Origin of the sequence: Imbroritus primus (assembly GCF_964332355.1) — a bacterium.
Taxonomy (GTDB): domain Bacteria; phylum Pseudomonadota; class Gammaproteobacteria; order Burkholderiales; family Burkholderiaceae; genus Imbroritus; species Imbroritus primus.
Window position 1 is genome coordinate 220336 of the sequence record NZ_OZ201294.1, and the last position, 25432, is coordinate 245767.

General features: G+C 64.8%; 21 protein-coding genes. 12 read left to right on the forward strand and 9 right to left on the reverse strand.

Annotated features, from left to right (window positions below):
* Positions 1-450: 450 nt before the first annotated feature.
* Positions 451-939: a DUF421 domain-containing protein gene (locus ACQ3C8_RS15985; RefSeq protein WP_428853137.1), complete on the forward strand. Its 489-nt coding sequence runs from the start codon at positions 451-453 to the stop codon at positions 937-939.
* On the opposite strand, the gene ACQ3C8_RS15990 is transcribed toward ACQ3C8_RS15985, so the two are convergent.
* Positions 914-1864, reverse strand: a complete 951-nt coding sequence (locus ACQ3C8_RS15990) for a YihY/virulence factor BrkB family protein (protein WP_009523506.1) — start codon at positions 1862-1864, stop codon at positions 914-916. The two genes, ACQ3C8_RS15985 and ACQ3C8_RS15990, sit on opposite strands and share 26 nt — an antisense overlap.
* A gap of 382 nt (positions 1865-2246) precedes the next feature.
* Here ACQ3C8_RS15990 and ACQ3C8_RS15995 point away from each other — a divergent pair, with 382 nt between their 5' ends.
* Entirely contained in the window at positions 2247-3350 is a 1104-nt protein-coding gene (locus ACQ3C8_RS15995) for a sigma-54 interaction domain-containing protein (RefSeq protein ID WP_009523507.1), read from the forward strand.
* 192 nt (positions 3351-3542) lie between these two features.
* On the opposite strand, the gene ACQ3C8_RS16000 is transcribed toward ACQ3C8_RS15995, so the two are convergent.
* Together ACQ3C8_RS16000 and ACQ3C8_RS16005 are read right to left on the reverse strand one after the other, a co-directional pair.
* On the reverse strand, positions 3543-3893 hold the full coding sequence (locus ACQ3C8_RS16000) for a hypothetical protein (RefSeq protein ID WP_428849627.1): 351 nt from the start codon (positions 3891-3893) through the stop codon (positions 3543-3545).
* Positions 3894-3992: 99 nt separating this feature from the next.
* On the reverse strand, positions 3993-4280 hold the full coding sequence (locus ACQ3C8_RS16005; protein WP_009523509.1) for a hypothetical protein: 288 nt from the start codon (positions 4278-4280) through the stop codon (positions 3993-3995).
* A 247-nt stretch (positions 4281-4527) separates the two neighbouring features.
* Between ACQ3C8_RS16005 and ACQ3C8_RS16010 the strand changes: the two genes are divergently transcribed.
* Positions 4528-4785: a hypothetical protein gene (locus tag ACQ3C8_RS16010; RefSeq protein WP_428853138.1), complete on the forward strand. Its 258-nt coding sequence runs from the start codon at positions 4528-4530 to the stop codon at positions 4783-4785.
* A gap of 255 nt (positions 4786-5040) precedes the next feature.
* Here the strand turns inward: ACQ3C8_RS16010 and ACQ3C8_RS16015 are convergent, their stop codons facing one another.
* Entirely contained in the window at positions 5041-6342 is a 1302-nt protein-coding gene (locus ACQ3C8_RS16015) for an NCS2 family permease (RefSeq protein ID WP_009523511.1), read from the reverse strand.
* 1521 nt (positions 6343-7863) lie between these two features.
* Here ACQ3C8_RS16015 and ACQ3C8_RS16020 point away from each other — a divergent pair.
* The 4 genes from ACQ3C8_RS16020 to ACQ3C8_RS16035 all read left to right on the forward strand — a co-directional run bounded on the left by ACQ3C8_RS16020 (position 7864) and on the right by ACQ3C8_RS16035 (position 12676).
* Positions 7864-8940: a replication protein RepA gene (locus ACQ3C8_RS16020; RefSeq protein WP_009523512.1), complete on the forward strand. Its 1077-nt coding sequence runs from the start codon at positions 7864-7866 to the stop codon at positions 8938-8940.
* Positions 8941-9475: 535 nt separating this feature from the next.
* Positions 9476-10156 carry an AAA family ATPase gene (locus ACQ3C8_RS16025; protein WP_428853139.1) on the forward strand — a complete coding sequence of 227 codons (681 nt, stop codon included), beginning with the start codon at positions 9476-9478 and terminating at the stop codon, positions 10154-10156.
* Positions 10146-11246: a ParB/RepB/Spo0J family partition protein gene (locus ACQ3C8_RS16030; RefSeq protein ID WP_428853140.1), complete on the forward strand. Its 1101-nt coding sequence runs from the start codon at positions 10146-10148 to the stop codon at positions 11244-11246. Before ACQ3C8_RS16025 ends, ACQ3C8_RS16030 begins: the two co-directional genes overlap by 11 nt.
* 254 nt (positions 11247-11500) lie before the next feature.
* On the forward strand, positions 11501-12676 hold the full coding sequence (locus ACQ3C8_RS16035) for a DNA-binding protein (protein WP_428853141.1): 1176 nt from the start codon (positions 11501-11503) through the stop codon (positions 12674-12676).
* 46 nt (positions 12677-12722) lie between these two features.
* Here the strand turns inward: ACQ3C8_RS16035 and ACQ3C8_RS16040 are convergent, their stop codons facing one another.
* A complete protein-coding gene (locus ACQ3C8_RS16040; protein ID WP_428853142.1) occupies positions 12723-13385 on the reverse strand; it encodes an FMN-binding negative transcriptional regulator in 663 nt (220 codons plus the stop codon).
* A 420-nt stretch (positions 13386-13805) separates the two neighbouring features.
* Here ACQ3C8_RS16040 and ACQ3C8_RS16045 point away from each other — a divergent pair, with 420 nt between their 5' ends.
* From ACQ3C8_RS16045 to ACQ3C8_RS16065, 5 genes are all read left to right on the forward strand, one after another.
* A complete protein-coding gene (locus tag ACQ3C8_RS16045) occupies positions 13806-14291 on the forward strand; it encodes a PRC-barrel domain-containing protein (RefSeq protein ID WP_009523518.1) in 486 nt (161 codons plus the stop codon).
* A gap of 141 nt (positions 14292-14432) precedes the next feature.
* Positions 14433-14633 carry a hypothetical protein gene (locus ACQ3C8_RS16050; protein WP_428853143.1) on the forward strand — a complete coding sequence of 67 codons (201 nt, stop codon included), beginning with the start codon at positions 14433-14435 and terminating at the stop codon, positions 14631-14633.
* A 40-nt stretch (positions 14634-14673) separates the two neighbouring features.
* On the forward strand, positions 14674-15492 hold the full coding sequence (locus ACQ3C8_RS16055) for a hypothetical protein (protein WP_428853144.1): 819 nt from the start codon (positions 14674-14676) through the stop codon (positions 15490-15492).
* 69 nt (positions 15493-15561) lie between these two features.
* Positions 15562-16014, forward strand: coding sequence for a PA2169 family four-helix-bundle protein (locus ACQ3C8_RS16060; protein ID WP_009523520.1), 453 nt, complete (start codon positions 15562-15564; stop codon positions 16012-16014).
* Positions 16015-16058: 44 nt separating this feature from the next.
* Positions 16059-16478, forward strand: a complete 420-nt coding sequence (locus ACQ3C8_RS16065; RefSeq protein WP_009523521.1) for a BON domain-containing protein — start codon at positions 16059-16061, stop codon at positions 16476-16478.
* A 57-nt stretch (positions 16479-16535) separates the two neighbouring features.
* On the opposite strand, the gene treY is transcribed toward ACQ3C8_RS16065, so the two are convergent.
* Genes treY through glgX form a run of 4 tightly spaced genes read right to left on the reverse strand, consistent with a single transcriptional unit; the run spans position 16536 to position 25424 of the window.
* Positions 16536-19229: a malto-oligosyltrehalose synthase gene (gene treY / locus ACQ3C8_RS16070; protein WP_428853145.1), complete on the reverse strand. Its 2694-nt coding sequence runs from the start codon at positions 19227-19229 to the stop codon at positions 16536-16538.
* The gene (malQ, locus tag ACQ3C8_RS16075; RefSeq protein WP_428853146.1) at positions 19226-21415 is read right to left on the reverse strand and encodes a 4-alpha-glucanotransferase; all 2190 of its coding nucleotides are present in this window, start codon (positions 21413-21415) and stop codon (positions 19226-19228) included. Before malQ ends, treY begins: the two co-directional genes overlap by 4 nt.
* The gene (treZ, locus tag ACQ3C8_RS16080; RefSeq protein WP_428853147.1) at positions 21412-23244 is read right to left on the reverse strand and encodes a malto-oligosyltrehalose trehalohydrolase; all 1833 of its coding nucleotides are present in this window, start codon (positions 23242-23244) and stop codon (positions 21412-21414) included. The genes malQ and treZ overlap by 4 nt, the downstream gene beginning before the upstream one ends.
* Positions 23241-25424: a glycogen debranching protein GlgX gene (gene glgX / locus ACQ3C8_RS16085; protein WP_428853148.1), complete on the reverse strand. Its 2184-nt coding sequence runs from the start codon at positions 25422-25424 to the stop codon at positions 23241-23243. Before glgX ends, treZ begins: the two co-directional genes overlap by 4 nt.
* Positions 25425-25432: the final 8 nt, after the last annotated feature.

Consider the following 25432-nt stretch of genomic DNA (forward strand, 5'->3'; position numbering starts at 1 on the left):
GTGGCCCGGGACAGCCTGGGCCTGAAAGGCAGCATTTTACGCGAGCCGGCCGCTCCGGCGCGGCTTCGCGCTCCGTTTGTAGGAATTTTCCGGCATGCATGTCAGTGCGCGGTGACTTTGGGCTGTCATATGCTTTCGGTATCGTGGGCGGCATCGTGACTCGACCCGCACTTATGCAAGTACTCGACAAAATTCTTGCCGTCACCCGCCAAGCCTGGCAGCTCCACACATCCGCGGCACCTTCCGCAACTGGCGCCCGGCTGCCGGCTGGCCAGGCCGCGCACCCTGGCGCACGCCCGTCATCGCGTACGCCGGCCGGCCGGATCTGATCCGCCTGGCCGCCATACACCGGCGGGTAGCGCGGCAGCTACCCGCCTTATACTCTCGTCACGCCATTACCATGCGGCACGCCTTCTCTGTGCCGCAGGCCCCGCACGCGAGGAGAGTGCCATGACAGTCGACTGGTCCGCCGTCTTCGGTTTCAGTGTCTCGCCGCTAGAACTCATCGTGCGTGGCACGGTGATGTTCTGGTTCATCTTCCTGCTGTTCCGCGTGGTAGTTCGCCGCGACATGGGATCCGTCGGCATCGCCGATATCCTGATCATCGTGATCATTGCCGATGCCTCGCAGAATGCGTTGGCCGGGGAATACACCTCAGTGCCCGACGGCATGGTGTTGCTGGCCACACTGATCGGCTGGAACTACCTGCTGAACTGGCTCTCCTTCCATTCGCGCGCACTCGATCGTCTGCTCGAGCCGCCTCCGCTGACGCTGATCCGCCACGGCCGCGTGATTCGCGCCAACCTGCGGCGCGAACTGATCACGGACCGCGAACTGGAAGCCAAGTTGCGCGAGAACGGCGTGGAATCGGTCAGCGAGGTGAAGTCGATGACGATGGAGGCGGATGGCCAGATCAGTCTGATCCGCTACGGGAAGTAGCGGCCTCGCCGGCGGTGCGCAGGCTGCCGAACTGCAAGGCATACTGGCGCGTCAGTTCCGCGCCGAAGAAGAAGATCTGCGCCGAATAGTAGACCCACATCATCAGCGCCACCACCGACCCCGCCGCGCCATATGATGACGCGACGGCACTGTTCCCAAGATACAGGCCGATGAGCCGCTTGCCGATCTGGAACAGCAGCGTCGTGATTATTGCGCCAGGCAAGACGTCGCGCCAGGTCACGCGTACCGGCGGCAGCATGCGGAAGATCACGGCAAACAGGAGGGTCACCGTGCCGAACGAGAGCAGCGTGGAAAAAATCTCCGCCGCCATGCCAAACGAGGACTCGGTCCACAGCTGGCTCCAATAGTGCTGGAGCACCGCCAGCGCGGCATTGACCGCCAGCGAGACCAGCAGCAGGAATGCCAGCACCAACACCAGTCCGAACGACAGTACGCGCTTGCGCAGGTATGCCCAGATCCCGTTGGTCACCTGTTCGCGCGTTTCCCAGATCGCATCGAGACTGCTCTTGAGCTCGGCAAAAACTGTCGTGGCGCCGACGACCAGCATGCCGACCGCAACAAGCGTCGCGAACACGCCGCCATCCGTCCGCTGGGTTGCGGCCAGCACGCCCTGCACGGCGGCCGCGCCGGTATCGCCGATCAGTCCGCTGATCTGCGCAAACAATTCACCGCGCGCCGCTTCCGCACCGAAGAACAGTCCCGCGATGGAAATCACCAGTACCAGGATCGGTGCCAGCGACAACAGGGTGTAGAACGACAGCGCGGCGCCCCGGCTGGCTGCCTGGTGTTCGGTCCAGCCACGCATCGCGCCCCATAGCGTGCTGCGCAGGCGCGGCAGTGTGCCACCGTCGGGCAGTGCGGCACTCAGGAGGGAGGCGAGGCGGTCTCGCAAACCATGCGGCATCGGGTTGCTCCGGCAAAGACAGAGTCACAGTGTACGCAAACTCCACATCACATAGCGAGCCCGACTGCGCAACGCGCATCGTCAAGCAGACGCAGCCGCAAAAATGTCCTCGCCTGTGTCAGCGTTACGCCGACAGACGGGCGGGACGCGTCAGTCAAGCGCGGACAGACACGCGCCGGCCGCATTGCCATAATCAATTGCACCTGCTGGCAGCAGCGGCATGCCGCATGACCGACGGGTTCTGGTGCGACTGGCTTCGAGCTATGACGTTGTGCCCGTCACCGGATGTTCCATTGCGCCCATTGCGTCATATCGCTGCGATCGATGCCCGCCCTGCGCCAACACAAAGCCTGCGCAGCGCAACCAATTCAGGGAACCGACAATGTCTCTACAGAAAACGTCATGCGATGATCGTATCAATCTCGTGGGTGACGATCCGGTCGCCCGCAGTAGCAACCTGCGTGATGCCGCGCGTGTCCTGCATGCCGTAGAAACCGGCAGCCGAGGCCCAGCCACACCGCCTGCCCTGCGGCAATTCGGCGCGCTGTATGGCTCCTCTGCCGTGATGTGCGCGCTCTACGAACAGGTCGACAAGGTCGCGGGCACCGACGCGCCGGTGCTGATCTGTGGTGAGAGCGGCACCGGCAAGGAACTGTTGGCGCAAACGCTGCACAGCCGTAGCTCACGCAAGGCAGCGCCGTTCATCCCGGTCAACTGCGGCGCGGTGTCGGCACAGCTGAGCGAGTCGGAACTGTTCGGCCATGAAAAAGGCAGTTTCACCGGCGCCCACCAGCGTCATATCGGCTATTTCGAACGCGCCTGCGGCGGTACGCTGTTTCTGGACGAGGTGACCGAAATGCCGCCGGAAATGCAGGTCAAGCTGCTGCGCGTACTCGAGACGGGTACCTTCTATCGCGTGGGCGGGACCGAACAGATCAAGGCCGACGTACGCATCATTGCCGCCACCAACCGCGCGCTCGACAGCGCCGTGCAGTCCGGCGATTTCCGCGAGGACCTGATGTACCGGCTGGCAGTGGTACCGCTGTGCATGCCGCCGCTGCGCGAGCGCGAGGAAGATATCGTCCTGCTGGCCCAGCATTTCCTGGCGCAGTTGAACACGCAGCATGGCTCTGCCAAGACGCTGTCGCGCATGGCGCTCAACCTGCTGCGCGAACAGCCCTGGCGCGGCAATGTGCGGGAACTGAAAAACGCCATCCTGCGCGCCTATATCCTGAGCGACCAGACCCTGACCATCGAACCGCAGTGCCGCCAGCGCACCAGCGATCCGGTCCTCACCAGCGAGGGCTGCCTGCAGATTGCCGTCGGCATGCCGCTGGCCGAAGCACAGCGCGCGCTTATCGTGGCCACGCTGGAGCATTGCGAAGGCAACAAACGCGACGCGGCTGAAAGGCTGGGCATCAGCCTCAAGACGCTGTACAACCGCCTGGCGCTGTACGACTCGCAGACCATTCCAGCGGCGGCGTGACGGCCTGGCAGGCGCGACGGCGCCGGCTGTTCGCGAACGCGTCATGTGAACCCGACCATGCCGACATGGCGCATGGAGCAGGCGCATCGGCGCGGTGCGTCCGTCTCGCCGGGCAGGCGGTGCATAACGGGCCTGTGTCTCGCGCGACGCGGGCAGGTCCGTCGTCTGCGGAAACAGCGGCTCCATCCCTTCTTACTTGACATTGCCCGAATGCGCTTCCGCACTGGGCTTGGTACCACCCTTGGGTCCGGTATCGCCGGGGGCTTCCTGGACGGTCTTTGGCAGGTTATGCGTGGCGGTTTCCTGCGCCGTGCCCGCGGCGCCCTTGCCATAGCGTGCCGCCAGCTGGTCCTGGATGCGTTCCAGCGCCTGTTTTTCCTGTGCCAGCTGCGCAGCCGCAATCTCGGCCTTCTGCGCCGCCGCAGCCTGCTCCTCGGGGGTTGGCGGCGGCAGTTTGGCATAGACCGGGCCGCCAAGCATGGCCACCAGCGCCAGCGTTAGCAGACGCGAGGCATGTCGCGAACCTGTGGGAGTCGTTTTCATCCTGATCATCGTTTGCTCCATGTGCCCGGCAAGTGCAGCCGTTTCTTCACGACAAGCGTTCACCCTGCCAGGCCGATTGTCATTTTTTCATCCGCGCGGTCAATTCTTACGCGCGGGCCGGGTCGCTTCCAGACCGACTTGCTCCGCCGGATCCGCTTCGTGCAGATGCGGACGAGCCTGCCGGGCCTGGCGTGGCGTCTCCACGCATTCAATGCCAGGCGAGGCGCGTGCATCGGTGTCGCCGCGCCCTGCTTCCACGTCGCGTGCTGCCTGGCGAATGCGGCTGCGCTGCCCGGACGACTGGCTATCCGGTGATTCGTCGCGCTCGTGCGGCAAGCGCAATCTGCGGCCGGGGTGCCGCGGATCGTGTTCCTGACTGGTCTTCATAGGTCGCCCTCCGTCTGGAGAAAGCGTTGCAAGGCGCATGCCTGGATGCCGGGCATCGTTGGCAGCCACGGCACAGCGTTCCGCAGATGAGATTGCTCGCGCCGCAGTTGGCACAGCGTCTGCTTAAGAAATCATGCACGCCGACGACGGACGTTGCGCCCGGCCGGTGCAGTTGTGGTGACGGATTCCCATGGATCGACGATGCCGCGGCTCCGCCGGCGCCCAACCACTCTCAGGAGATAAAACCATGAAACCGATCTACTCCACCGTCGCCATCGCAGTGCTGTGCGCCAGCGCCCTGGCTGCCTGCGACCGTAAACCAGCGGATAGCGAACGCATGCCCGACAGCACGCCTGCCCCGGAGACCACAGCCCCGGCGACACCCGCGCCGACGACCCCGACCGCCCCCGCTGCGGGCGGCATGGGAATGGGCACGCCTCCTGCGGATGCCGCATCCGAACCAATGCCGAGCGAACCTTCTTCAGCCCCGGCAAGCGCAGGCTGATCGGCGCACGGCCCCAGCCAAGAGGCGGCGACGAACGTGCACATTGGCATGGCAGCGTGGATACGCGCTCCAATGCCGCCTTCAGGTCACGCAGAAACGGGTACGCTTTGAACGTGAGTCAGGCACATGCCGCTCGAAGCCAGCATGGTGGACAATGTCATCCGACAGGGGCTACCGTCACACGGCATACGATGTCCCGCTACGCACGCCATCGGCAGCCGACGGCCACCACTGTGGTGACCGTCGCGCTGCATTTCAGTGACCCGGCAGGTAGAAGAACTTGAAGAGGAAGACAGCTGCGATCACCCAGACGATCGCCTGGACTTCGCGCGCGCGTCCCGTCAGCAGCTTGAGTGCGGCATAGGCAATGAAGCCGAAGGCGATGCCGTTGGCAATCGAATAGGTCAGCGGCATCAGTAGCACTGTCAATACCGCAGGTACCGACTCGGTGGCATCGTTCCAGTCGAGATCCACCAGTTCGCGCAGCATCAGGCATGCAACATACAACAGCGCGGGTGCGGTGGCATAGGCCGGCACCGCGCCCGCCAGCGGCGAGATGAACAGGCATGCCAGGAATAGCACGCCGACCGTTACGGCCGTGAGGCCGGTGCGCCCGCCTGCCTGCACGCCGGAGGCGCTTTCGATATAGGCCGTGGTGCTCGACGTGCCGAGCGCGGCCCCCGCCATGATCGCCCCGCTATCCGCCAGCAGTGCGCGTTTCATACGATGCATCTTGCCCGGGGTCAACAACCCGGCGCGATTCGCAACGCCCATCAGCGTACCGGTGGCATCGAACAGCTCAACCAGGAAGAACACCAGTACCACGTTCAGGAAGCCGATCGACAACGCACCTTCGAGATCTAGTTTGAACAGCGTCGGCGCGACGGATGGCGGCGGCGAGACGATGCCATGAAACACATTGCCGCCGACCACGAAGCTCAGTACCGTCACGAGCAGGATGCCGATCAGGATCGCACCGCGCACCTTCAGGTAATCGAGTGCGACGATCGTGAAAAACCCGATCGTCGCAAGCACCACGGGCGCCTGATGCAAGTCGCCCAGCGTCACCAGCGTCGCCGGACTATCTGCCACGATACCCGCGCTCTTGAGCGCGATGATGCCAAGGAACAGGCCGATACCGCTTGTGATGGCGAGCCGCAGCGAACGCGGGATGCCGTTGATGATCAGCTCACGAATGCCAACCAGACTCACCACCATGAACAGGCAACCGGAGATGAACACAGCGCCGAGCGCCGCAGGCCAGGGAATCCCCATGCCGAGCACCACGGTAAACGCGAAGTAGGCATTGAGCCCCATGCCCGGCGCCATGGCGATCGGGTAGTTGGCATAGAAGCCCATCACGAAAGTGCCCAGCGCGGCGGCCACGCAGGTCGCGACGAACACCGCATCCTTCGGCATGCCGGCTTCGCCCAGGATGGAGGGGTTGACGAAAATGATGTAGGCCATCGTCAGGAAAGTGGTCAACCCGGCGAGTAGCTCGGTACGGATATCCGTATCGTGCGCCTTCAATTGAAACAGCCGCTCCAGTATCTGCATGATGACGCTTTCTCCCCTATCCCCCATCGCCATAAATATGCGCCCCGCGCAGCGGCAGTGGCGGAACCGGGATGGAAACGGTCACCCCGCACTCCATCCTGTCCCTGAAAGCCGTCTGCGCCGAGACGCGCCGGACGACCTACCACCACCGCGCAGCCGGTGCACGCCGCATCATACCGGAGAGCCGAGCGAATGTATGTTATCTAAACATCACTTATTGTCGCAGAACTGGGTACGCTCGGTGACCGTAAAGGCGTCGCGACGCAGAAACGGGTACGCCCCGCTCAGGCAGAACAGCGCGGCCGTCCGGACGTCACGGAGACATCACGCCGATTTTCCCGCTGCCGGCCATCCGATCACGCAGAAACAGGTACGCTTTTTCGCCATCCAGGCTGCCCGAAGGCCCGCAGAAACGGGTACGCCGTGAAATTTCCGACTCCCCGATACTGTCGCAGAAATGGGTACGGCTCTCGCACCCCCTCCAGCCCTCGCCCCTCGGCGTTTGGTACCCCATGCCTCCGAACACGCAGAAATGGGTACGCGCGCCACAGGAGTGAAACATCACGCACACCGGTGCATTTGCGGAAAGTGATGACTCGCATAATGTGACGAAGAATTGCATTCCACACCGTACCTATTTCTGCGTCACGCTGTATTCAGCCGCAGAAATAGGTACGCCTTGCTTGGAACGACCGGTCAGAACCACCGCAGAAATGGGTACGGTCGCTCTGCCCCCCAAGAGCACGCATGGCCCGCGGCCGGAGTCCACGCCGGACAGGGCCGGCACGATGTTCCGTTCGGCCATTCCTGTCAGTCGATCCGCTTTCCCTGGTTTGGTACGGCATCGCGGCGACGGGGCGTGGACGCAGAAACGGGTACGCATGCCAGGAGCCACAGCGCGCAGCGGGTTTGTCACACTGCGCATGCTGGGCGGAGACACGCGGAGGGCCACCATACCGTCCGCAGAAATGGGTACGCACCAAGCGCCGGAAAATCCGGGCAGCACGGGCGTCAGGCCGCGCCAGACAACGCAGAAACGGGTACGCCTTCCGGCGGACAAGGCTGTGCGTCCCTGCGGCGAGCCTGTGGACAAGTCTGTGGAAACCGCAGGTTATCCCCGCAGAATCTGGTTCAGCCCGGTCGCAGAATCGGGTTCGCCTATGCGCAGATTCGGGTTCGCCACAACGCAGAATCAGGTACGGGGCGCTGCAGAAACGGGTACGCAAAACAGCAATTAACCCTGCAAAATCATGGGATTGCGAGCGCTGTATACGGTTTACAAGTAGTTAACCACTAAAGGTATGTGTTAACCGGTAGTGAGGACCGGCTCAACGTGGACAACCGTACCGGTTGCCCACCCACGCCGGCCCGCGACGATCACGCAAGAGATCCAGCAATGATCAACCCCCAAGCAATGGCGCGGTTCTCGCCTGATCGTCAAAACCGTCAAGCGTACCCAATTCTGCGTGACAAGCCCTGAGGCTTCGCGTAAAAAGGCAAGGACTTCCATGACGGACCACCATGGCTACGAAACGATCTTCCACGGCTGATGCACTCGACCCGCAGGCTGTCGAGGCCACGTCGCCGGGTTCACGCATTATCGTGCCCGGCAAGACACCAGCGGTGCCTTCCGAGAAATTCCAGCGGCTGTTCGACGAGGCCCAGGCCATGGAACGCGAGGACGCATGGCAGACCGGCGAAGTGGGTTTTCTAAGCCGTGCCAGTGTCCAGGTCACCCTGCCCTACCGTGCACCCAAGGGCGCGCCGCCCGTGTGGACCCGGTCGAGCGGCAACGTCTCGCTGATGATCCAGCCAGGCTACTTCACCCAGCAACGCTCCGAAAAGGCCGCCAACGGCCGCCAGAAGCTGATTTCCGAAACTGTCTCGCTTGGTTACCCGTACGGCTCCTATCCGCGCCTGATGCTGGCGTGGATCGGCAAGGAAATCATGGCGAAAAAGAAGCGCGGCGAGTTCACCGGCACCATCGAGGATCGGCGCATTTCGCTCGGCAACTCCTTGTCCGAGTTCATGTACAACCTCGGCATTCCCATGGCCACCGGCGGCAAACGCGGCACCATGACACTGGTGCGGCAGCAGATGATCCGGCTGTTCTCCGCCACCATCGCCATCGTGCAGAACAAGTCCGCGCCCAACCACGAGCCACTGTCGCTCGATCGCGTCGGCTACTTGCTGGCCGACCAGCTGTCGACCTGGTGGGATCCCATGCAGCCCGGCCAGAGCGCAATGTTCGAGAGCTTCGTGGTGTTGTCCGAGCCGTTCTTCAATGAGCTGGTGAATCGTCCCGTGCCGGTCGACATGCGCGCGCTCAAGGCACTCAAACAGTCGCCGTTCGCGCTCGACGTGTACTCCTGGCTGACGTACCGCTTCTTCACCATCCAGCGCCGCACGGAAATCCCGTGGGAAGCCCTGCAGATGCAGTTCGGTACGGAAACCGAAAGCGAACGGAAATTCCGCGCGCTGTTCCGCAAGGCCCTCAAGGATGTGCTGATCGTGTACCCGGAAGCCAAGGTCGACGCCGATTCCTCCAAGGCGCTGATCCTGCAGCCATCACGCACCAGCGTGCGGAAATTGACCTGACGCCGGAGCCTGCCGTGGCTGTGGCGATGCGGTAGCCTGGTCTGGCCCGACGGATGATGGGCGAGCTGATATGCCCGGTGTTCATCGTCCTTCCGCAGTTTCTGCGGCTCGTGCGTCCCTGGTTCCCCGGTTTCCTCCCTTCTTCTCTTTCTCCTGCTTCACTGCGCTTTCGCCAGCCTGAGTCGATACAACCACCAGGTAGCTCAAGCATGTGGCATGTTGCCATGGGCGGTGCGCCGCCCGTCATTGCGCGTTGGAAAGCCAACTCCCATCCTCTTTTGCTGCAGGGCCTGTTCTTCTCCACTGACGTTCCAGTGACGTTGCGCACGATGGACACCGCTGATTCTGACATGTAGAAATTAAAATCAATAAATATTCTAATTTCAATCCACACTTTTCTGTTGTGCATGCGCGTCACTTTCAGCGCTGAAACCGTCTTTTTCTTGATGTAAAAAATCCATGTATATAAGATCCCGGAAATGATTGCGTCATTCTCGATCTATGCGCACTTTCAGCGCTGAAAGAAGGAGCCGTTATGCCAGCTCGAATCATCACCGTATTCAACCAAAAAGGCGGATGCGGCAAGACTACGTCCAGCATGCATCTGGCGGGAACATTGGGCTTGCGTGGATTTCGTACCATGCTGGTCGACATGGATGAACAGGGAACAGCGACCCGCTGGGCTTCTCAGGCGCCGGATGACGCGCCATTCCCTGCTTCCGTGATTGGTCTCGCGCCCTCGGGCGGGGCCATGCACCGCGAGGTCCGCAAGTTCGTTAACGATTACGATTTCATCGTGGTGGATTGCCCGCCGGCGGTGCACTCCCCTGCGCCGTCGAGCGCCTTGCTGATCTCCGACCTGGCGATCATCCCCGTAGTACCGTCGCCGCCAGACCTGTGGGCGGCGGTCGCCGCCAAGACGCTTGCGCAGCATGCGCAAGTACAGAACGAAACCCTGCAGATTCGTGTGTTGGCCAATATGGTGCAGCGTCGGGTGTCGCTCGCCAAGCAAGCAATTGAAATTCTTGGAGAGGATGCCGATTTCAAACTGATGGATGCCATGATTGGCTCACGTTCCGCTTTTCGTGAATGCCAGGCCATCGGTTGCACGGTCCATGGCATTGGTGGCGCGAAAGAAGCTGCCCAGGAAGTCGATGCTGTCGTCGATGAAGTGTTGGAATTGCTGGGAATGGAGGGGGCAAAACGTGGCAACTAAAGCAAAAAATCTGAAAGCAGGCATGCTTGCCGGCATGGTCGCTGAAAAAAGCCGTGCGACCGAACCACTGGATCGCTTTGCCCGGGCCGAACAAGTGATTGTCGAGCGTCCTGGTGGCCTCCTGGCGCCGCCCGTGGCCGCTTTGGCTCCTCAGGCGCCAGCCTCCGCACCTGCCCAGCCGCCGGCGGCTACCGGGGCCGATAGCCGCGCGGGGGCTGCTTCTACCTCCGTCGTAACCGCGGGTTTCAGCGCTGAAAGTCCAGCGTCGGGAACCGGGACGCGCCGCCTGGAGCGGATTCCGCTGGCTTGCCTGCTAGACAACCCCCTGAATGCCCGGCGCATCTATGATCCGGAGGTGGTGCAGGACCGCGCCGCCTCCATTGCCACTCACGGCCAGAAGACCCCTGGCCTGGCCACGCCGGTTCCGGGGCGCGCGGGCTATTACTACCTGATTGATGGCCACTACCGCAAGCGCGCGCTGCTCGCTGCGAACAAGACCGAGATGGAGTGTTTCGTCGAGATCGACGTCGGCGACCTGGATCTCTACCGGCTCTCGTTTCTGCTGAACGAACAGCGTTCCGGCCAGTCGGCGCTCGACAACGCGATTGCCTGGCGACAGTTGATCGATGAAAACAAAATTTCCAAAGAAGAAGAAATATCGGAATTGACTGGTATTTCCGCCGGAACGGTGAGCAAGACGCTCGCTTTGCTGCGGCTGCCGGACTCGGTGCTCGATGTCATGAAGGAAAAGCCGGCGGCCATCGGCATTGCCGCGGGCTATGAGCTGACGCTGTACTTCAAGCTGAAAGGGGAGGAGCCCACGCGTGAACTGGCGCAGCGCATCGTTAACGATGGCCTGTCGAGCCGCGAGGTGGAGGCGATTCGCCGCCAGGCGCAAGAGGGTCGGACGCGCAAGGTCAAGGAAATCAGCCGCCAGTACAAGATTCGCTCGGAGCAGGGCGAAGTGCTGGGAACCATCAAGGAGTGGGATTCAGGGCGGGTGGTGCTCGATATCCACGTGGCGGAGCGCGGCGCGCGAACCGAGCTGGTGTCGGCGCTAAAGGCGCGGTTTGCCGTCGATGGAAGCTGATCGAAGGCGTGTGGAGGGGGCAAGCGGGCACGCCGGCAGGGCCGGCGTGAAACAATTGCAAAAAACAGCTGTCTCTCGACATCCGCATGAATAAAGGGTTTCCCGGTGATATGCGGTATTGTTTCACGCGTTGGCGGGCGAAACTGCGTAATCTTTCCAGCCTGTCCGCCATCTGTCAGCCCCGGCACGAGCCGAAGCCGGCGATGTGTAATGAATGTGACAAAAATGGCGTAACTTTTACGTAAAGGTGACGCATGAGTTCCTCCGGAAGTGCAGTGGACCTGCTGCGGGTCGAGATCGAGCAGATGAAGGCGGACGGCGCACGCCGTGCCGAGTTGTCGTTGCATGCTTGCCAGCGGCTGTTTTTCGACGTCGGTGTACGGCCGACGGTCGCCAATGTGCGCGAGGCGACCGCAACCGGCAGCGCAGGCGATATTGCGCGTGACATCGAGGCGTTCTGGCAGCGGTTGCGCCAGCAGGGGCAGTGCGCTGTGGAGGGCGTACCCGCGCCGCTACAACGGCGTGCGGGCGAACTGGTCTCGGGGTTGTATGGTGCGGCGCTGGCCGAGGCGCGCAGTACCCATGCAACCGAGCTGGCTCGCGCCGAAGCGGCCGCGCAACATGCCATGGCACGGCAGTGGGAGCTGGAAAACGAAGTCGATGCCTTGCGTCGGCAGTGCGCGGAGCAGGGTGCGCGGCTTGCGTCCGGCAGTCTCGATGCACAGCGCGATGAAGCGCTACACAGCGTGCTCGCGCAATATGCCGAAGGAGAGAAGGCCGCATTGTCCGCGCAGTTGCAGGCGGCCCAGGCCGATAACGGCGTGCTGCGCGAGCAGGTTGCGGCGCTGCAGGCGGAACTGGCGAGCCGCGCCGTGGAATATGCCGCGCATCTCAAGGATGCGCTCGCTTCGGCGGAGGCGCGGGTCCGTCCCTTGCTGGTCGAGCTTGACAGCCTGCGTCAGCGGGTCGCGGCTGCCGACCGCGAGACACGCGAGGCGCCGCGGCGCGAATTCGAATGGATGCAGCAATTGAACCAGGCCCGCATGCTTGCGGCCCAGGCGCGCCAGGAAGTAGAGCAGGCGCGTGCCGAGGCAGAGCGTCTGCGCCAGGCGGCGTTGGCGAGTCGAACGGATACCGGGGGTGATGGCCGGCGTGAGAGCGTACCCCCGGCACTCGGCCATCTGGTGGCGAACCTGATCCGGCAGGGCGTGCTGTCACGGGAGACGGTCGGTCCGCTGGGCCGCGCGCTCGATGCCTATATCGACGCCGGCATGCCATGCCCGCAGTGCACCTCGGATGAAACCGATCTCGCCATGGTTGGCCAGCAGGTGGAGTTTACGTGTGCGGCCTGTGGCCATCAGTCTGGTGTACATGCCACGCGCGCACTGGCGCTCGTGCACTTCGTCGGGTGCGACGCGTTGGTCGGCTGATACAACCGCTTACGACCGTCTACCGCCTTTTTCCTCGCGCCGCTGCTCAGTCGTCGGGCGGTGTATCCAGCGGCGGATTACGTTGCGCGAGCGGCGCGAGCATGGCGGCGCCGATCTCATGCTGCCCGCCGGCTCGTAGTGCCTCACCTGCGCCGCGCACATCCTCGGCATCCTTGTTCTGGCTCAGCTTAAGCTTGCCGACCAACTGCGTGATCTCGATCTCGATGCCGACAATCGACGCGAGCATCGCATCGAGGTAATCCCGGGGGGCGTCGGTCATCTTCCACGGCTGTGGCTGCGCGGCCTCATGCGTGCGTGTGAGCCGGCCGACGACGCCACGTACGTATTTCTCGTCGTCGCGGATCGTGATGCGGCCGTGCGCATGCACGACCCGGTAGTTCCAGGTCGGAACCTGGCGATGCGCAACATGTTTGCTTGGGTACCAGTTCGGGGACACATAGGCGTCGCCGGCGCGAAAAATTACCAGCACTTCATCCCCATCGGTCACCGCTTGCCAAAGCGGATTGGCGCGCGCCACATGGGCGTGCAGCACGCCAGGCGCTTGCGCGCGCGTCTCCAGCGCGAACGGCAGGTGGTTGGCATCCAGTCCGCCGTCACCGCATGTCACCAGGCTGCCGAACGGATATTGCACGATCAGTTCGTGCAGTGCTGCGATGTCGTTTTCCGAGAAATGGGCAGGCAGATACATGATGACTCCGGATGGCTCGATGGCGTTGCTCACGTGCGCTGCGTGGTACGCATGCATTCCGGATGGTAGCAGTCCGGCCTGGCCAAGGGTGCGATGCGCCCGCCGGATGGCGGCGATAGCATTGCCAATGTGGCATCTCCCCGGCAGGCACGGCAGCGAGGGCATTTTCAGATTTGGCGGGCTCGACCAGTGGCGCCGGCCTGAGCCGGTGTAAAGATTGCATGACCCTTGTCATTTCCGGACGCTGCGGCGCGCGCTCTGCCTTGACGCGCCTGGCCGGATGACGCGCGGGCGCATGAAACCACGCGGATCTACCAGAAAGACGGCGCATTGGCGCGGCTCTTGCGTATCAGCAGTGAGAGCGGCGTGCATGGAAGTAACGCATGCCGGCCCCAACCACACTGAACAAGGAGTCCGCCCATGACCATGCAAAGACCCACCTATGGCACTGATTCCGCCAACCAGAATGCCAACCAGGGCGCTACCATCGTCGGCCAGACCGCTCCCAATATCTCCGGACCGGGGCCAGCCATCATGGCCGCCGATACGCTCGAGAACAACAAGGTCATCGGTCCGGCTGGCGAAGATCTCGGCAATATCGAGCACATCATGCTGGATGTCGGCAGCGGTCGGATCGCCTACGCCGTGCTGTCGTTCGGCGGCTTTCTCGGCATCGGTGAAAAGCTGTTTGCCGTACCGTGGAGTGCACTGACGCTGGATACGCGTCACAAGTGTTTCGTCCTCGGCATCGAGAAGAGCCGACTGAAGGATGCACCGGGATTCGACAAAGACCACTGGCCCGCGATGGCTGATGCGCGCTGGGCCACCAGCATCCACGACTATTACCAGGCCTCGCCGTACTGGAGCAGCACAGCGGCTGGGCGTGTGGTATCCGACCATCATTGAGCGCGTGCGTGCACGAGTGTTGGCCACGCGGTTTCGTCGGCGCGAAAACCGAACCTCCATCCGGGCATCTGGATAGATGTCGACCCCGGAAAGCAGCCACCTAACACTCAAGACGCCTGCAGGAAGCGCAAGGAGATCGTCATGCCACTCAAAGAAGGCAAAAGCCGCAAGACCATTAGCGGCAACATCGAGAAGCTCGTGCACGAGTACGACAGGGACGGGCATGTCGCCAACAGCCGGCCGGCATCACGCAAGCGTGCGGTGAAGCAGGCCGTCGCCATTGCGCTCAACAAGGCTGGCGTGAGCCGTAAGCAAAAGGCGGCTCGACGCAAGCGCCGCTGACGCGCGTCGGACCGTCCAGAAGTTTGAACAGGAGACCGTCATGTCACACATCATTGCCGGCCGCTTCAATACTTTCCCTGCGGCCCAGAAAGCAGCCCGCTCGTTACGGGCCCGCGGCTTTTCCACGAACAAGCTGTCGCTGTTCTTCGTCAACCCCGCCGGCCAGCACGCGCGCTTCCCGATCGGCGGCGATATGTATGCCGATGCCGGTGCGCGGCATGCCGGCAGCGGCGCCTTCACCGGCGTCATCGTCGGGGCGCTGGCCGGTGGTGCGCTTGGCGGGCTGGTGTATCTGTCCGGCGTCGTCAACAGCTTCCAGTATCCGGTGCTTGTGCCGCTCTTCGCGGCCGGCCTCGGGGCTTACCTGGGCTCGCTGGCCGGCGGCCTGCGGCGCACGCGCGATCCAGCCGTGGGGCGTGAGCGCGATGCCGGCGTGATGCTCGCCGTGCAAGTCGACGATGCCGGTACCCGAGGCACCGCAGCCGACGTGCTACGCGCCAGCGGTGCGATGGATATCGAGGATGCTGAAGGCGAGTGGCGCGCCGGTGAATGGCAGGACTTCGATCCACGGACCGGTCCGGAGCCCGGCGCCGCCAGGGCTGCGGTTGCCACCGCCCCCGCTCCCGCCACCGCTGCGGATGCTGCCCGTGCCACTACTGTAGCGCGCCACCAGACGGCAGAGGCGGAAGAAAGGGCAGGAATGGCCGAGCGCAGGCCAGGCCAACAGATGCGGCGCGACCAGCCGGGCGCTATCCGTGGCGATGCGGCTGGCGCGTTTCCGCCAGGTGTCGAAGGGGAGGCGCTGCGTGATCCCGGCAATGCCACGCCGGATGTGCCGCCAACCGACAACCGCAGTTGATCGAGCTGAGTTGCGCGGTGCGTGCCGCGCGCAGTTTCCGTGTAATGCGAACCAATGGAGGAACCCATCATGGCCAGCAATAAAACCGTATCCGTGCTGAATGATCTGATCGAAGTGTCGAAGGATGGCGAACAAGGCTTTCGCAAGGCCGCCGAAGACACCAAGACCGTGCAGCTGAAAAGCACTTTCCTGGAATGTGCCGACGATATTTCGCGCGGCATCGCCGAGTTGCAGTCGGCCGTCACCACGTTCGGCGGGCGGCCCGAAACCGGCGGCTCGGTGGCAGGCGCCCTGCATCGTGGCTGGATCGATATGAAATCAGCTGTGGTCGACCGTACCGATCTTGCCATCCTCGAAGAAGCGGAACGCGGAGAAGACGTCGCCAAGCGGCGCTATACCGATGCGCTCAATGAAGACGATATCGATCTCAGTGCGCGCAGTCTGATCGAGCGCCAGTATCAGGGCGTGTTGCGCAACCACGAGCGCGTGCGCGAACTGCGCAATCGCTATCGCACGCTTTGATGGCATCCCCGTCACCCACGGGCCTTCTTGAACAGGAGATCATCATGCGCTCGACTCGAACCTTTCGCACCATCCTCTTCGCCGCAACCCACGCGGCGGCGCTGGGCGGCCTATTGATGGCAGCCCCCGCGCAGGCCCTCGACACCCGCCTGCACGGCGGGAGCATCATCTTCGTGGCGGACAACTCCGCACCTGCCCAGCCTGGCGCGACCACGGCACCATCGGCAGGCAAGAGTGCCCAGCCCGTCAGCGACAGCGTCATCACCGTCAAGGTCAAGGCTGAACTCGCCGCGGCGAAGGGCCTGGAATCGCGTCACATTAGTGTCAAGACCGTCAACGGCACCGTGCATCTGACAGGCTCGGTGCCTACCGAGGCGCAGCGCACGCAGGCCATCCAGACCGTGCGTGGCATCGAAGGCGTGTCGTCGGTCTCCGATGGTCTGACGGTGGGCGGCAAGTCGTAGCGTCGCACTGCCGCCGGAATGCCTGCATGAGGACCTTCGCCTTGCCGGCGGAGGTCTTCATGTTCGGGTATCGGGCATGCCTGGTTCGGTGCCGGCGCTCGCGGGTACCAGTACGGCGACCGGCAGGTCCGCCAGCACGGCGGACAGCAACAGCGTTGGGCCCGGATGATGCGTGCCCGTCAGATAATCGACCCAGGCGCCGCCCGGCGCTGGCGGCACCGCCACGCAAGTATCCTCCCAGCGTCGCGCCGGCACGCATGGCTGCATACAATCTTCCAGCAGGCTGGCAGCCAGTCGCGTGCCGATGGCGATAGCCAGGTGCTGCCCATGCCCACGCACAAAAGCCAGCACGCGGGCAGCATGCGCTCCATCCGCTTCCAGCGGCTGCAGTGCACGGGTATCGAAGATTGCCGCATGGGTACGCCGCATTTCAAGCAAGGTGCGGATCAGCTGCTGTTTGATACGCCCGTCGCGCCAACCGGCTTGCAACCTCGCCCAGTCGGGCGCAATGCTCTGCTCCGCCGGCGCCGCGCTGTGGAACTGGATGCGCAACTGGTCATAATCGACCGCGCCGCGATTGTCCGGGTCGACCAGCGTGAAATCCCAGGTTTCCGTCCCTTGGTAGCGATCCGGCACACCTGGCAGGCAATGCTGCAGCCATGTCTGTGTCAGGCTGTTCAGCGCCCCCGCCACGCTGAGGCGCTGCGCCAGCGCGGCGATGTGGTCGAGGCCGCTGTCCTGCAATGCATTCAAACATGCATCCGCTGACGCCTCATATGCCAGATCGGGATGTGACCAGTCGCCATGCCGGCCCGCCTCGCGAATCGCCTTGCGCTGCCACGCGCGGATGCGCGCCAGAAAGGCGTCTCGCGCGTCCGTCTGCAACGTCGGGTCCGCCAGTTCCAGCGGCCACGCGCCCACGAGCGCCTGATACAGCATCAGCCGGTCCGCCTCGTCCGGTGCTTCGCCTGCCATCCTGCCGATGGAGTCTGCTTGCACGCTGCGGCGACCTTCCAGCCTCGCCACGTGGCTACGCCAAAGCTGCGGCAGCTCGCTGATCACGGCCAGCCGCATGCGCGTGTCCTCGCCGCGCTTGTGGTCGTGTGTGGCAGTGGCCAGCATGGCATGCGGAAAGCGCCGCGCGCGCGCCTGTGCGCGGGCCAGAAAGACATCGGGCGACAGCGCCGGTGCGCACGGTGACGTGCCCACTTCATTGCGGGAGAGCAAGGTACCGTCGCGGTAGAACAGCGTGTCTTCGATCGCCTTGGCAGAAACTGGCGGCATGGTTTGCTGCAGCCGCGCCTGCGCGGCACAGGCGGCGGGCTGGTCTGGACGCGCCTCCTGCAGGACGCGCACGATGAAGGCGAGGGCCGCCCAGTCATCGCGGCGCAGCCGGGTTCGCGCGGCGACCGCAGCTTGCCGCAATCGCCGGCGATCGGCGCAACGTCCGCGGCTTGCGGATCGTGCTGTGAAGTAAGTGCGATATACCTGCATCTGCGCCAGCAGTTCCGCCACGGCGCGCGCCAGGGCAGGGCCCGTCAGGTCGCGCGCCCTGGGGTCTTCACGCGCAGCGTGCTCCAGCGCACGAGTGGCACGCCGCCATTCCGTGACCAGCGCCTCGGTCACCAAGGCGTGCCGCGTCGCGACGATCTGCGCCGTGCCGCCGGGCCGCGTGCCCGAGCGGCTGGCCCACATGTCACGCAGGCGCTCGATGCCGTGCGCATCGTGCAGCACCGCGCCGATCTCGCTCATCGCATCGTAGCCGGTGGTGCCATCGACCTGCCAGTCCGCGGGCAGGTGTTCATCCTCGGCCAGGATTTTTTCCACCACGATCCATGGCCGCATGACGTCGCTGCCGGTACCGCTTTGCGCGCGCGGCGCCACGGCATCAAGGCGCGCCCGCAGCCGTCGGCAATAACCGGCGGGATCGGCCAGCCCATCCACATGGTCCACCCGCACGCCGTCGATCAGCCCCTGCCGCATCAGCGATAACACCAGCGCGTGCGTCGCCTCGAAGACCGCCTCGCGTTCGACGCACACGCCGACCAGTTCGCTCACCTCGAAGAAACGCCGCCAGTTCAGCATGTCGCGTGCCGTGCGCCACCACGCAACCCGATAGTGCTGCCGCTCGAGCAGCGCATGCAGCGCATTCCGGCCAGCGCGTGTGCGCGGATCGCAGGCCGCTTCGCGGGCGGCTGGCGACAGCGGCTCCAAGATGCCGAGACTGTCGTCCGCCAGTGGCAGCGGCACCTCGCCGCACATCACCGCGGGCCGCACGGCCTCATCGTGCACAAGGCGGAGCGTGCCGTGCCGCAATGCCTGCGGATACGGGCGTGCCAGGATGGGCAGCAGCACCTTGCCATGCAGCGCCGGTTCGGGTGGCTGCCAGTCGATATCAAAAAAAGAAGCGTAAGCACTGTGCCGGCCGTGTCGCAGCACGTCGCGCCACCACGCATTGTGGACCGGGCATGCGGCCATATGGTTGGGCACGATGTCAAGAATGAGGCCCAAACCATGCGCTCGCGCGGCATGGGCCAGCGCCCGGAACCCGGCCGGGCCCCCGAGTTCTGGATTGATGCGTTGAACGTCCGTCACGTCGTAGCCGTGCATGGAACCTGGGCGCGCGCAGAAGATCGGCGACAGATACAGATGGCTGATACCCAGCGCCGCATAATAGTCGAGCTGCGCCCGTGCATCGCTGAAGGTGAACCCGCGATGCAGTTGCAGCCGCAGCGTGGCACGCGGAATCATGGTGCCGTGCCGGGCGGCAGGGTCTGCCCGGTACGCAGCGCCGCGATACGGCGCTGCACATCGTCATTGGCGAATAGCGCAGCCACGGTCACCGGCATGCGCCGCCGCCAGTTGGGATGCTGTTCGACCGTGCCCGGCAGATTGGGTTGCTCGGAAAGCCCGAGCAGGTCTTCCAGGGGTGCGAGGCGCAACGGACCAGGCGTGCGCCCGAGGAATGCAAGGATCGCTTCGAGCGGGGCAGTGTCGGGCGGAGGTCCCGCATCGACCAGTCCCGCCCCGGCCAGCACGCGCCAGAGCCCGTTGCGGTCTGCCTCGCGCAAGCCGCGCAACTGCGGTTCGCTTTCATGCGGGGCGAGCAGGCCGAGGTGGATGCGCCAGTCAAGATCGCGGCCCTTCCACCAGCCCACGACCGTCGGCAGGTCGTGCGTCGTGGTCGTGGCAAGCGCATCGGCGGACCAGCGCGCTGGTGCGCGAAAGGCGGGCGCGGCATCCAGTGCGGCGGCTGGATGCGGCGGTACAGTGCCAGCGCTGCTGGGTGGAGCAGATGGCGCATCGGTTGCAGGCGTGGCCGCTGTTGCTTCGCGCTGGAACCACAGCACATCGATGCCGAGCATGCCAGCGTGTTGCCGCGCATGCTCGAAGCTGTGCGGCACCGTACCGAGATTCTCGCCGATGACGATGGCACGGTGCCGCCACGATTCCAGCGCGATCAGCCGCAGCAAGGTCTCGCGTGGATAACGCAGGTAAACGCCGCGGTCGGGCGGCAGTCCATCGGGCACGAGCCACATGCGCGCCAGGCCCAGCGCGTGGTCGATGCGCAGGCCGCCGGCATGGCGCAGCGCGGCGCGCAGAATCTCCAGGAAGGCGCGGTAGCCGTGGCGCGCCAAACCAGAGGGTGACAATGCCGATATCCCCCAGTTCTGTCCCAGCGGATTGACCTGATCGGGCGGTGCGCCCACGGCGATGCCGGTGAGGATCTCCTCGCGTCGCCACCAGGCATGGCTGCCGCGTCCATCGGTGCCAACCGCGAGATCGGCGATCAGGCCGATAGCCATACCGGCCGCGCGGGCGCGCGACTGCGCGCGGGCCAGACTGGCATCGGCCAGCCACTGCGCGAACAGCTGAAAGTCGATCTCGCCAGTGTGTGTCTCCAGGCAGGCGGCATCGCGCCAACAGTCGGCTGGCGGCCATGTCTCGGCCATGCCATGCTGTCGCGCGTCGCGCTGCATTGCCTCGAAGCAGGCATGGGCCAGTAGCGCATTCCCGTGATCTGCGCCGCGCTTGAGAAAATCCGCAAAGTCTTCGTGTGCCGCCGGCGTCAGGTAGTGGGCACGGCGCGCATGTAGCCAGCGCAGCACGGCATCGCGCGCCATGGCCACGGTCGGCCAGTCGATGCAGCTTGCCTCATCCAATGCCGCGAAGCGCGCTTCGAGACCGAGCGCATGGACTGCCGCGCGCCAGGCATCTTCACCCAAGCACGCGGCCGGGTCGGCATACAAGGGGTTGAGAAACAGGCGGCTCGAGGGCGCGTAAGGACTGTAGCGCTCGGGATGCTCCGTAAAGCCGGCATGCACCGGATTGATGGCCACGGCCGCCGCACCGTGCGCCGCAGCCTGCTCGCACAGTGTGGCGAGCGCGCCGAAGTCGCCGATGCCGCCGGGCCGTGCGCCGCGCAGGCTATAGACCTGCACGCCGATGCCCCATGCCGGCGAGGGATGTTGGATGTGCATGGCGCCTGACGCTGCGTGCAAGGCATCCGCCACGCCGAAGCAGCGGGGCGGGGCGACCGCCAGCACACACTCGACCGCCTGTCCGGTGGCGTCTGCGTGCACGGTGAGATGGTGGTAACCCCAGGGCAATGGCGCGTCCAGCCACCAATTGCCCGCGGCATCGCGGCGCAGTGCGCCATGCACATGCTGGCCGTCTTCGCGCACGATGTCGAACGTGATGCCGGTCGCGGCGGTGCCTGTCAACGCCGCAGGCACTGCCAGCGGTTGCCCCGCCACCGCGGTCACCAGGGCGGGTGGGTCGCACGACGCGTCCGCTGGCAACTGCGCCAGCATGCGCTGCAGGACTTCGTCATCGACGGTGCGCGGGCAGCCCTGCGCATCGTGCCAGTGCACCAGCAGGCCGGCCTGCCGCGCTTGCGTTTGCAATGGGGTAAGTGCTGTGGTGGTGCGAGTCATGCACGGACTCCCGTGAGCGGATGTGCGGTGTCCACCGTGGCGGCATCGTGCAGCCACGCCAGTAGCGTATATCCGTCCAGCCGTCCATCGCACAGCGCCGGATATGCAGGCTCCTGACTGGCGAACAGCAGGGTGCCCGGTTCGTTCACCGGCGTCACGGCAAGCGCCTCGCCCCCCAGATTCAGCCACAGTGACAAGGTACTGCCGTCGCCGAGGGGCCAGCTGACCTGCAGTGCGAGATCGGACAGGACCGTGGCCGTACCGGTGCGCGCACCCGCCAGGCGCGGCACCAGTTGCGTGTGGCGAAGCGCCAGCAGGCGTGTGTACCAGGCGGCCCAGTCGTTGTCGTCGAACACCGGACAGGCTGCCGCGAAGGTGTCGGGTGCATTGGGATCGGGCAGCGTCGCGTGCGCGCCGTCGGCCGCAGCGTCGTCTGCAAAGCCTGCCATGCCGGCAAATTCGCGCTGCCGGCCCGCGCGTACTGCTTCGGCGAGGGCTGGCGGATGATCGGTGAAATACCGGAACGGCGCCTTGCTGCCGCTCTCCTCACCCATGAAGAGCAAGGGAATCTGCGGAGCAAGACAGTGCAGCGCGACAGCGCAACGCAACGCACGCGGATCGGCAAGTTGCAACAGGCGTTCGCCGTGGGCACGGTTACCGATCTGGTCGTGGTTCTGCAGAAAGGAGACAAAGGATGTCGGCGGCAGGCCGGTGCTGAGCGTGCCGCGCAGCACGCCGCGATAGGCGGAGGCTTCGCCCTGGTAGGCAAAGCCCTCGGCCAGGGCGCGCGCCAAATGTGCAATCGGCGCGTGCATGCCACCGCTTGCACCCGCATAGTCGCCATAGTAGCCATGCGTTTCGCCGGTCAGCAGCACATGCAGCGCATGGTGGAAATCGTCGTTCCACTGCGCCGTGAAGCCATCGCGCAGCAGTGTCGCATCGTTGTTGTCGTTTTCCGCGATCAGATGGATGTGCCGCTCGCGCCCCGGACCTTCGTGTACTGCCTTGGCGACCTCGTGCAGCCAGCCGGCGTCTTCCATCGCATGCACCGCATCGAAACGCAGGCCATCGAGATGGAATGCTTCGAGCCAGTAGAGCACATTCTCGGTAAAGAAGCGGCGTACCTCCGGCTGGCGGAAATCGATGGCGGGACCCCACGGCGTGGGCCGGTCGGCGCGGAAAAAACAGCTTGCCAGCCGCGGCCAGACATTACCCTCGGGGCCGAAGTGGTTGTACACCACATCAAGCAGCACCATCATGCCGAGGCCGTGCGCGGTATCGATCAACGCGCGCAGCGCGTCCGGTGGACCGTAACTGCATTCCGGCGCGAATGGCAGGACGCCGTCGTAGCCCCAGTTGCGCGCTCCGGGAAATTCGGCCACCGGCATTAACTCAACCGCCGTGATGCCGAGCCGCGCGAGGCGTGGCAACTGCGCGGCCGCTGCCGAGAAGCCGCCGAGAATGCCGACATGCAGCTCATAGACCACCGCTTCATGCCATGGCCGCCCACGCCAGCCAGGATGACGCCATGTGTAGCGCTGTGGATCGACCACCACGCTGGGGCTGTGTACGTCGCCAGCCTGCGCACGCGAGGCGGGGTCCGGCAGCGTCGTGCCATCGCCCAGGCGGAACCAGTAGCGCGCCTCGGGACATGCCGGCGTGATGACTTCGTACCAGCCATCCTCGAGGGCGGTCATCGCCAACGGCCCCATGCCCAGCAATTCCAGCCGCACGGCAAGGCCCTGGGCGGCTGCCTCGGGCGCCCACAGGCGAAAGCGCACGCGCCCATCCTTCAGTCGGGTCGGGCCGAAGTGCCAGTCGTGCGTCATGCCGCCGGCTCCGTCTGGCCATCCGGTGCGCTTTCCGCCAGCAGCAGCGCCGCGGCATGCGCACCGAGCACATAGTGCTGGCCTTCTACGCGCCGGCCGCCGACGGGCTGGTTGTGCGCTGGTCCGCTCGTCTGTCCATGCCCTGGCCCTGCAATCTCTTGGCTGCTGTCCGCCAGCACGCGCCACGCCAAGGCCGGGGCGGGCAGCAGGAAGTCGACGGCCTCCTCTCCGGCGTTGAGCAGGAGCAGCGTCACCTGAGGCGCACCCGAGGGTGTGCGCGCCGCCCTTCGCATCACCAGCGTGCGGCCGGCCGGATCTGCCCACTGCTCATCGTTGAGCGGACCATGCCAGTCGAACCAGCTGAGATCGGGCAGGTCAGGCGCGATCGTCACATGGCCGTGGGCGAAGCGCGGTTCGGCGTAGGCCTGCAGCCGCGCGCGGATGGCCAGCAACTGCGCAACGTAGGCGGTGAGCGCCTGCCCCTCGGGCGAGGCCGCTGCCTGCCAGTCGAGCCACGAGAGAGCGTTGTCCTGACAGTAGGCGTTGTTGTTGCCGTGCTGCGTGCGGCCCCATTCGTCACCGGCCGTCAGCATTGGGGTCCCGTGCGCCAGCAGCAGCGTGGTCAGCAGCGCGCGCTGCACGCTGGCGCGCGTGGTGCGGATGGCAGGATCGTCCGTGGGACCTTCGATGTCGCCGTGCGGGCTCCAGTTGGCACTGGCGTTGTCGTCGGTGCCGTCGCGGTTGTCCTCGCCGTTGTCCTCGTTGTGCTTGCCGGCGTAGCTGACCAGATCGGCCAGCGTGAAGCCGTCGTGCGCCGTGATGAAGTTGACTGATGACCAGGGCTTGCGATGGCGATGATCGAACAGGTCGGCCGATCCGGCCAGCCGCGCGGCCAGCGCACCGCGCTGATGATCGTCGCCGCGCCAGAAGCGCCGCGCCGTATCGCGGAACTGGTCGTTCCACTCGGCAAAGCCAGGCGGATGGCGGCCCACCTGGTAACCGCCGGGACCCAGGTCCCACGGTTCGGAGATCAGCTTGACGCGTGCCAGTACGGGATCCTGCAGCAGGGCATCGAAAAAACCCGCGCCCGGATCGAAGCCATGCGCCTCGCGGCCCAGCGTACTGCCGAGATCGAAGCGGAAACCGTCCACATGGAACACCTCGACCCAATAGCGCAGCGAATCGAGCACCATCTGCAGCACGCGCGGATGCGCCAGGTCGAGCGTGTTGCCGCAGCCGGTATCGTTGATGTAGTAGCGCGCGTCGTCGGGCATCAGGCGGTAATAGCTGGCGTTATCGATGCCGCGCCACGACAGCGTGGGTCCCAGCTCATTGCCTTCGCAGGTATGGTTGTAAACCACGTCGAGCAGTACCTCGATGCCGGCCGCATGCAGGCGGCGGATTGCGACCTTCAGTTCGTTGCGCTGGTCGCCGGAAAGATAGGCAGGCTCGGGCGCGAAATAGGCCAGCGTGTTGTAGCCCCAGTAGTTACGCAAGCCGCGCTGCAGCAGCACGCGGTCCTGCAGGAACGCCTGGACCGGCAGCAGTTCCAGCGTGGTGATGCCGAGCCGCTGCAGGTGTGCCACAAAGCCCGGGTCGGCGAGCGCCGCGAAGGTGCCGCGCACATGCGGCAGCAGGTCTTCGCGCTGCATGCTGAGCCCCTTGAGGTGGGCCTCGTAGATCACGGTGCGCGCCCAGGGCGTGGCGGGGGGGCGGTCATCGCCCCAGTGGAAGCTGTCATCGACCACCACCGCCTTCGGCATCATCGGTGCACTGTCGCGGCGGTCGAACGACAGGTCGCCACGCGGACTCTGCAAGCGATAGCCGAACAGGCCGTCGCCCCATTGCAGCGGTTTGCTGAGCTGCCGCGCATACGGATCGAGCAGCAGCTTGTTCGGGTTGAAGCGGTGGCCATGCAAGGGCTCGTACGGCCCGTGGACGCGATAGCCATACTGCAGCCCCGGTTCGCCGGTCGGCAGGTAGCCGTGCCAGATCTCGTCCGTGCATTCCGGCAGCGGCAGGCGGCACAGTTCCTTGCGCCCATTGGCGGAGAACAGGCACAGCTCCACCCGGGTGGCGTGCGCCGAGAACAGCGCGAAGTTGATGCCGAGCCCGTCCCAGTGTGCCCCAAGGGGGTAGGGCAGGCCGGGCGACAGGCGATCGGGAAGTGTAAGGGGCACAGTGCGCT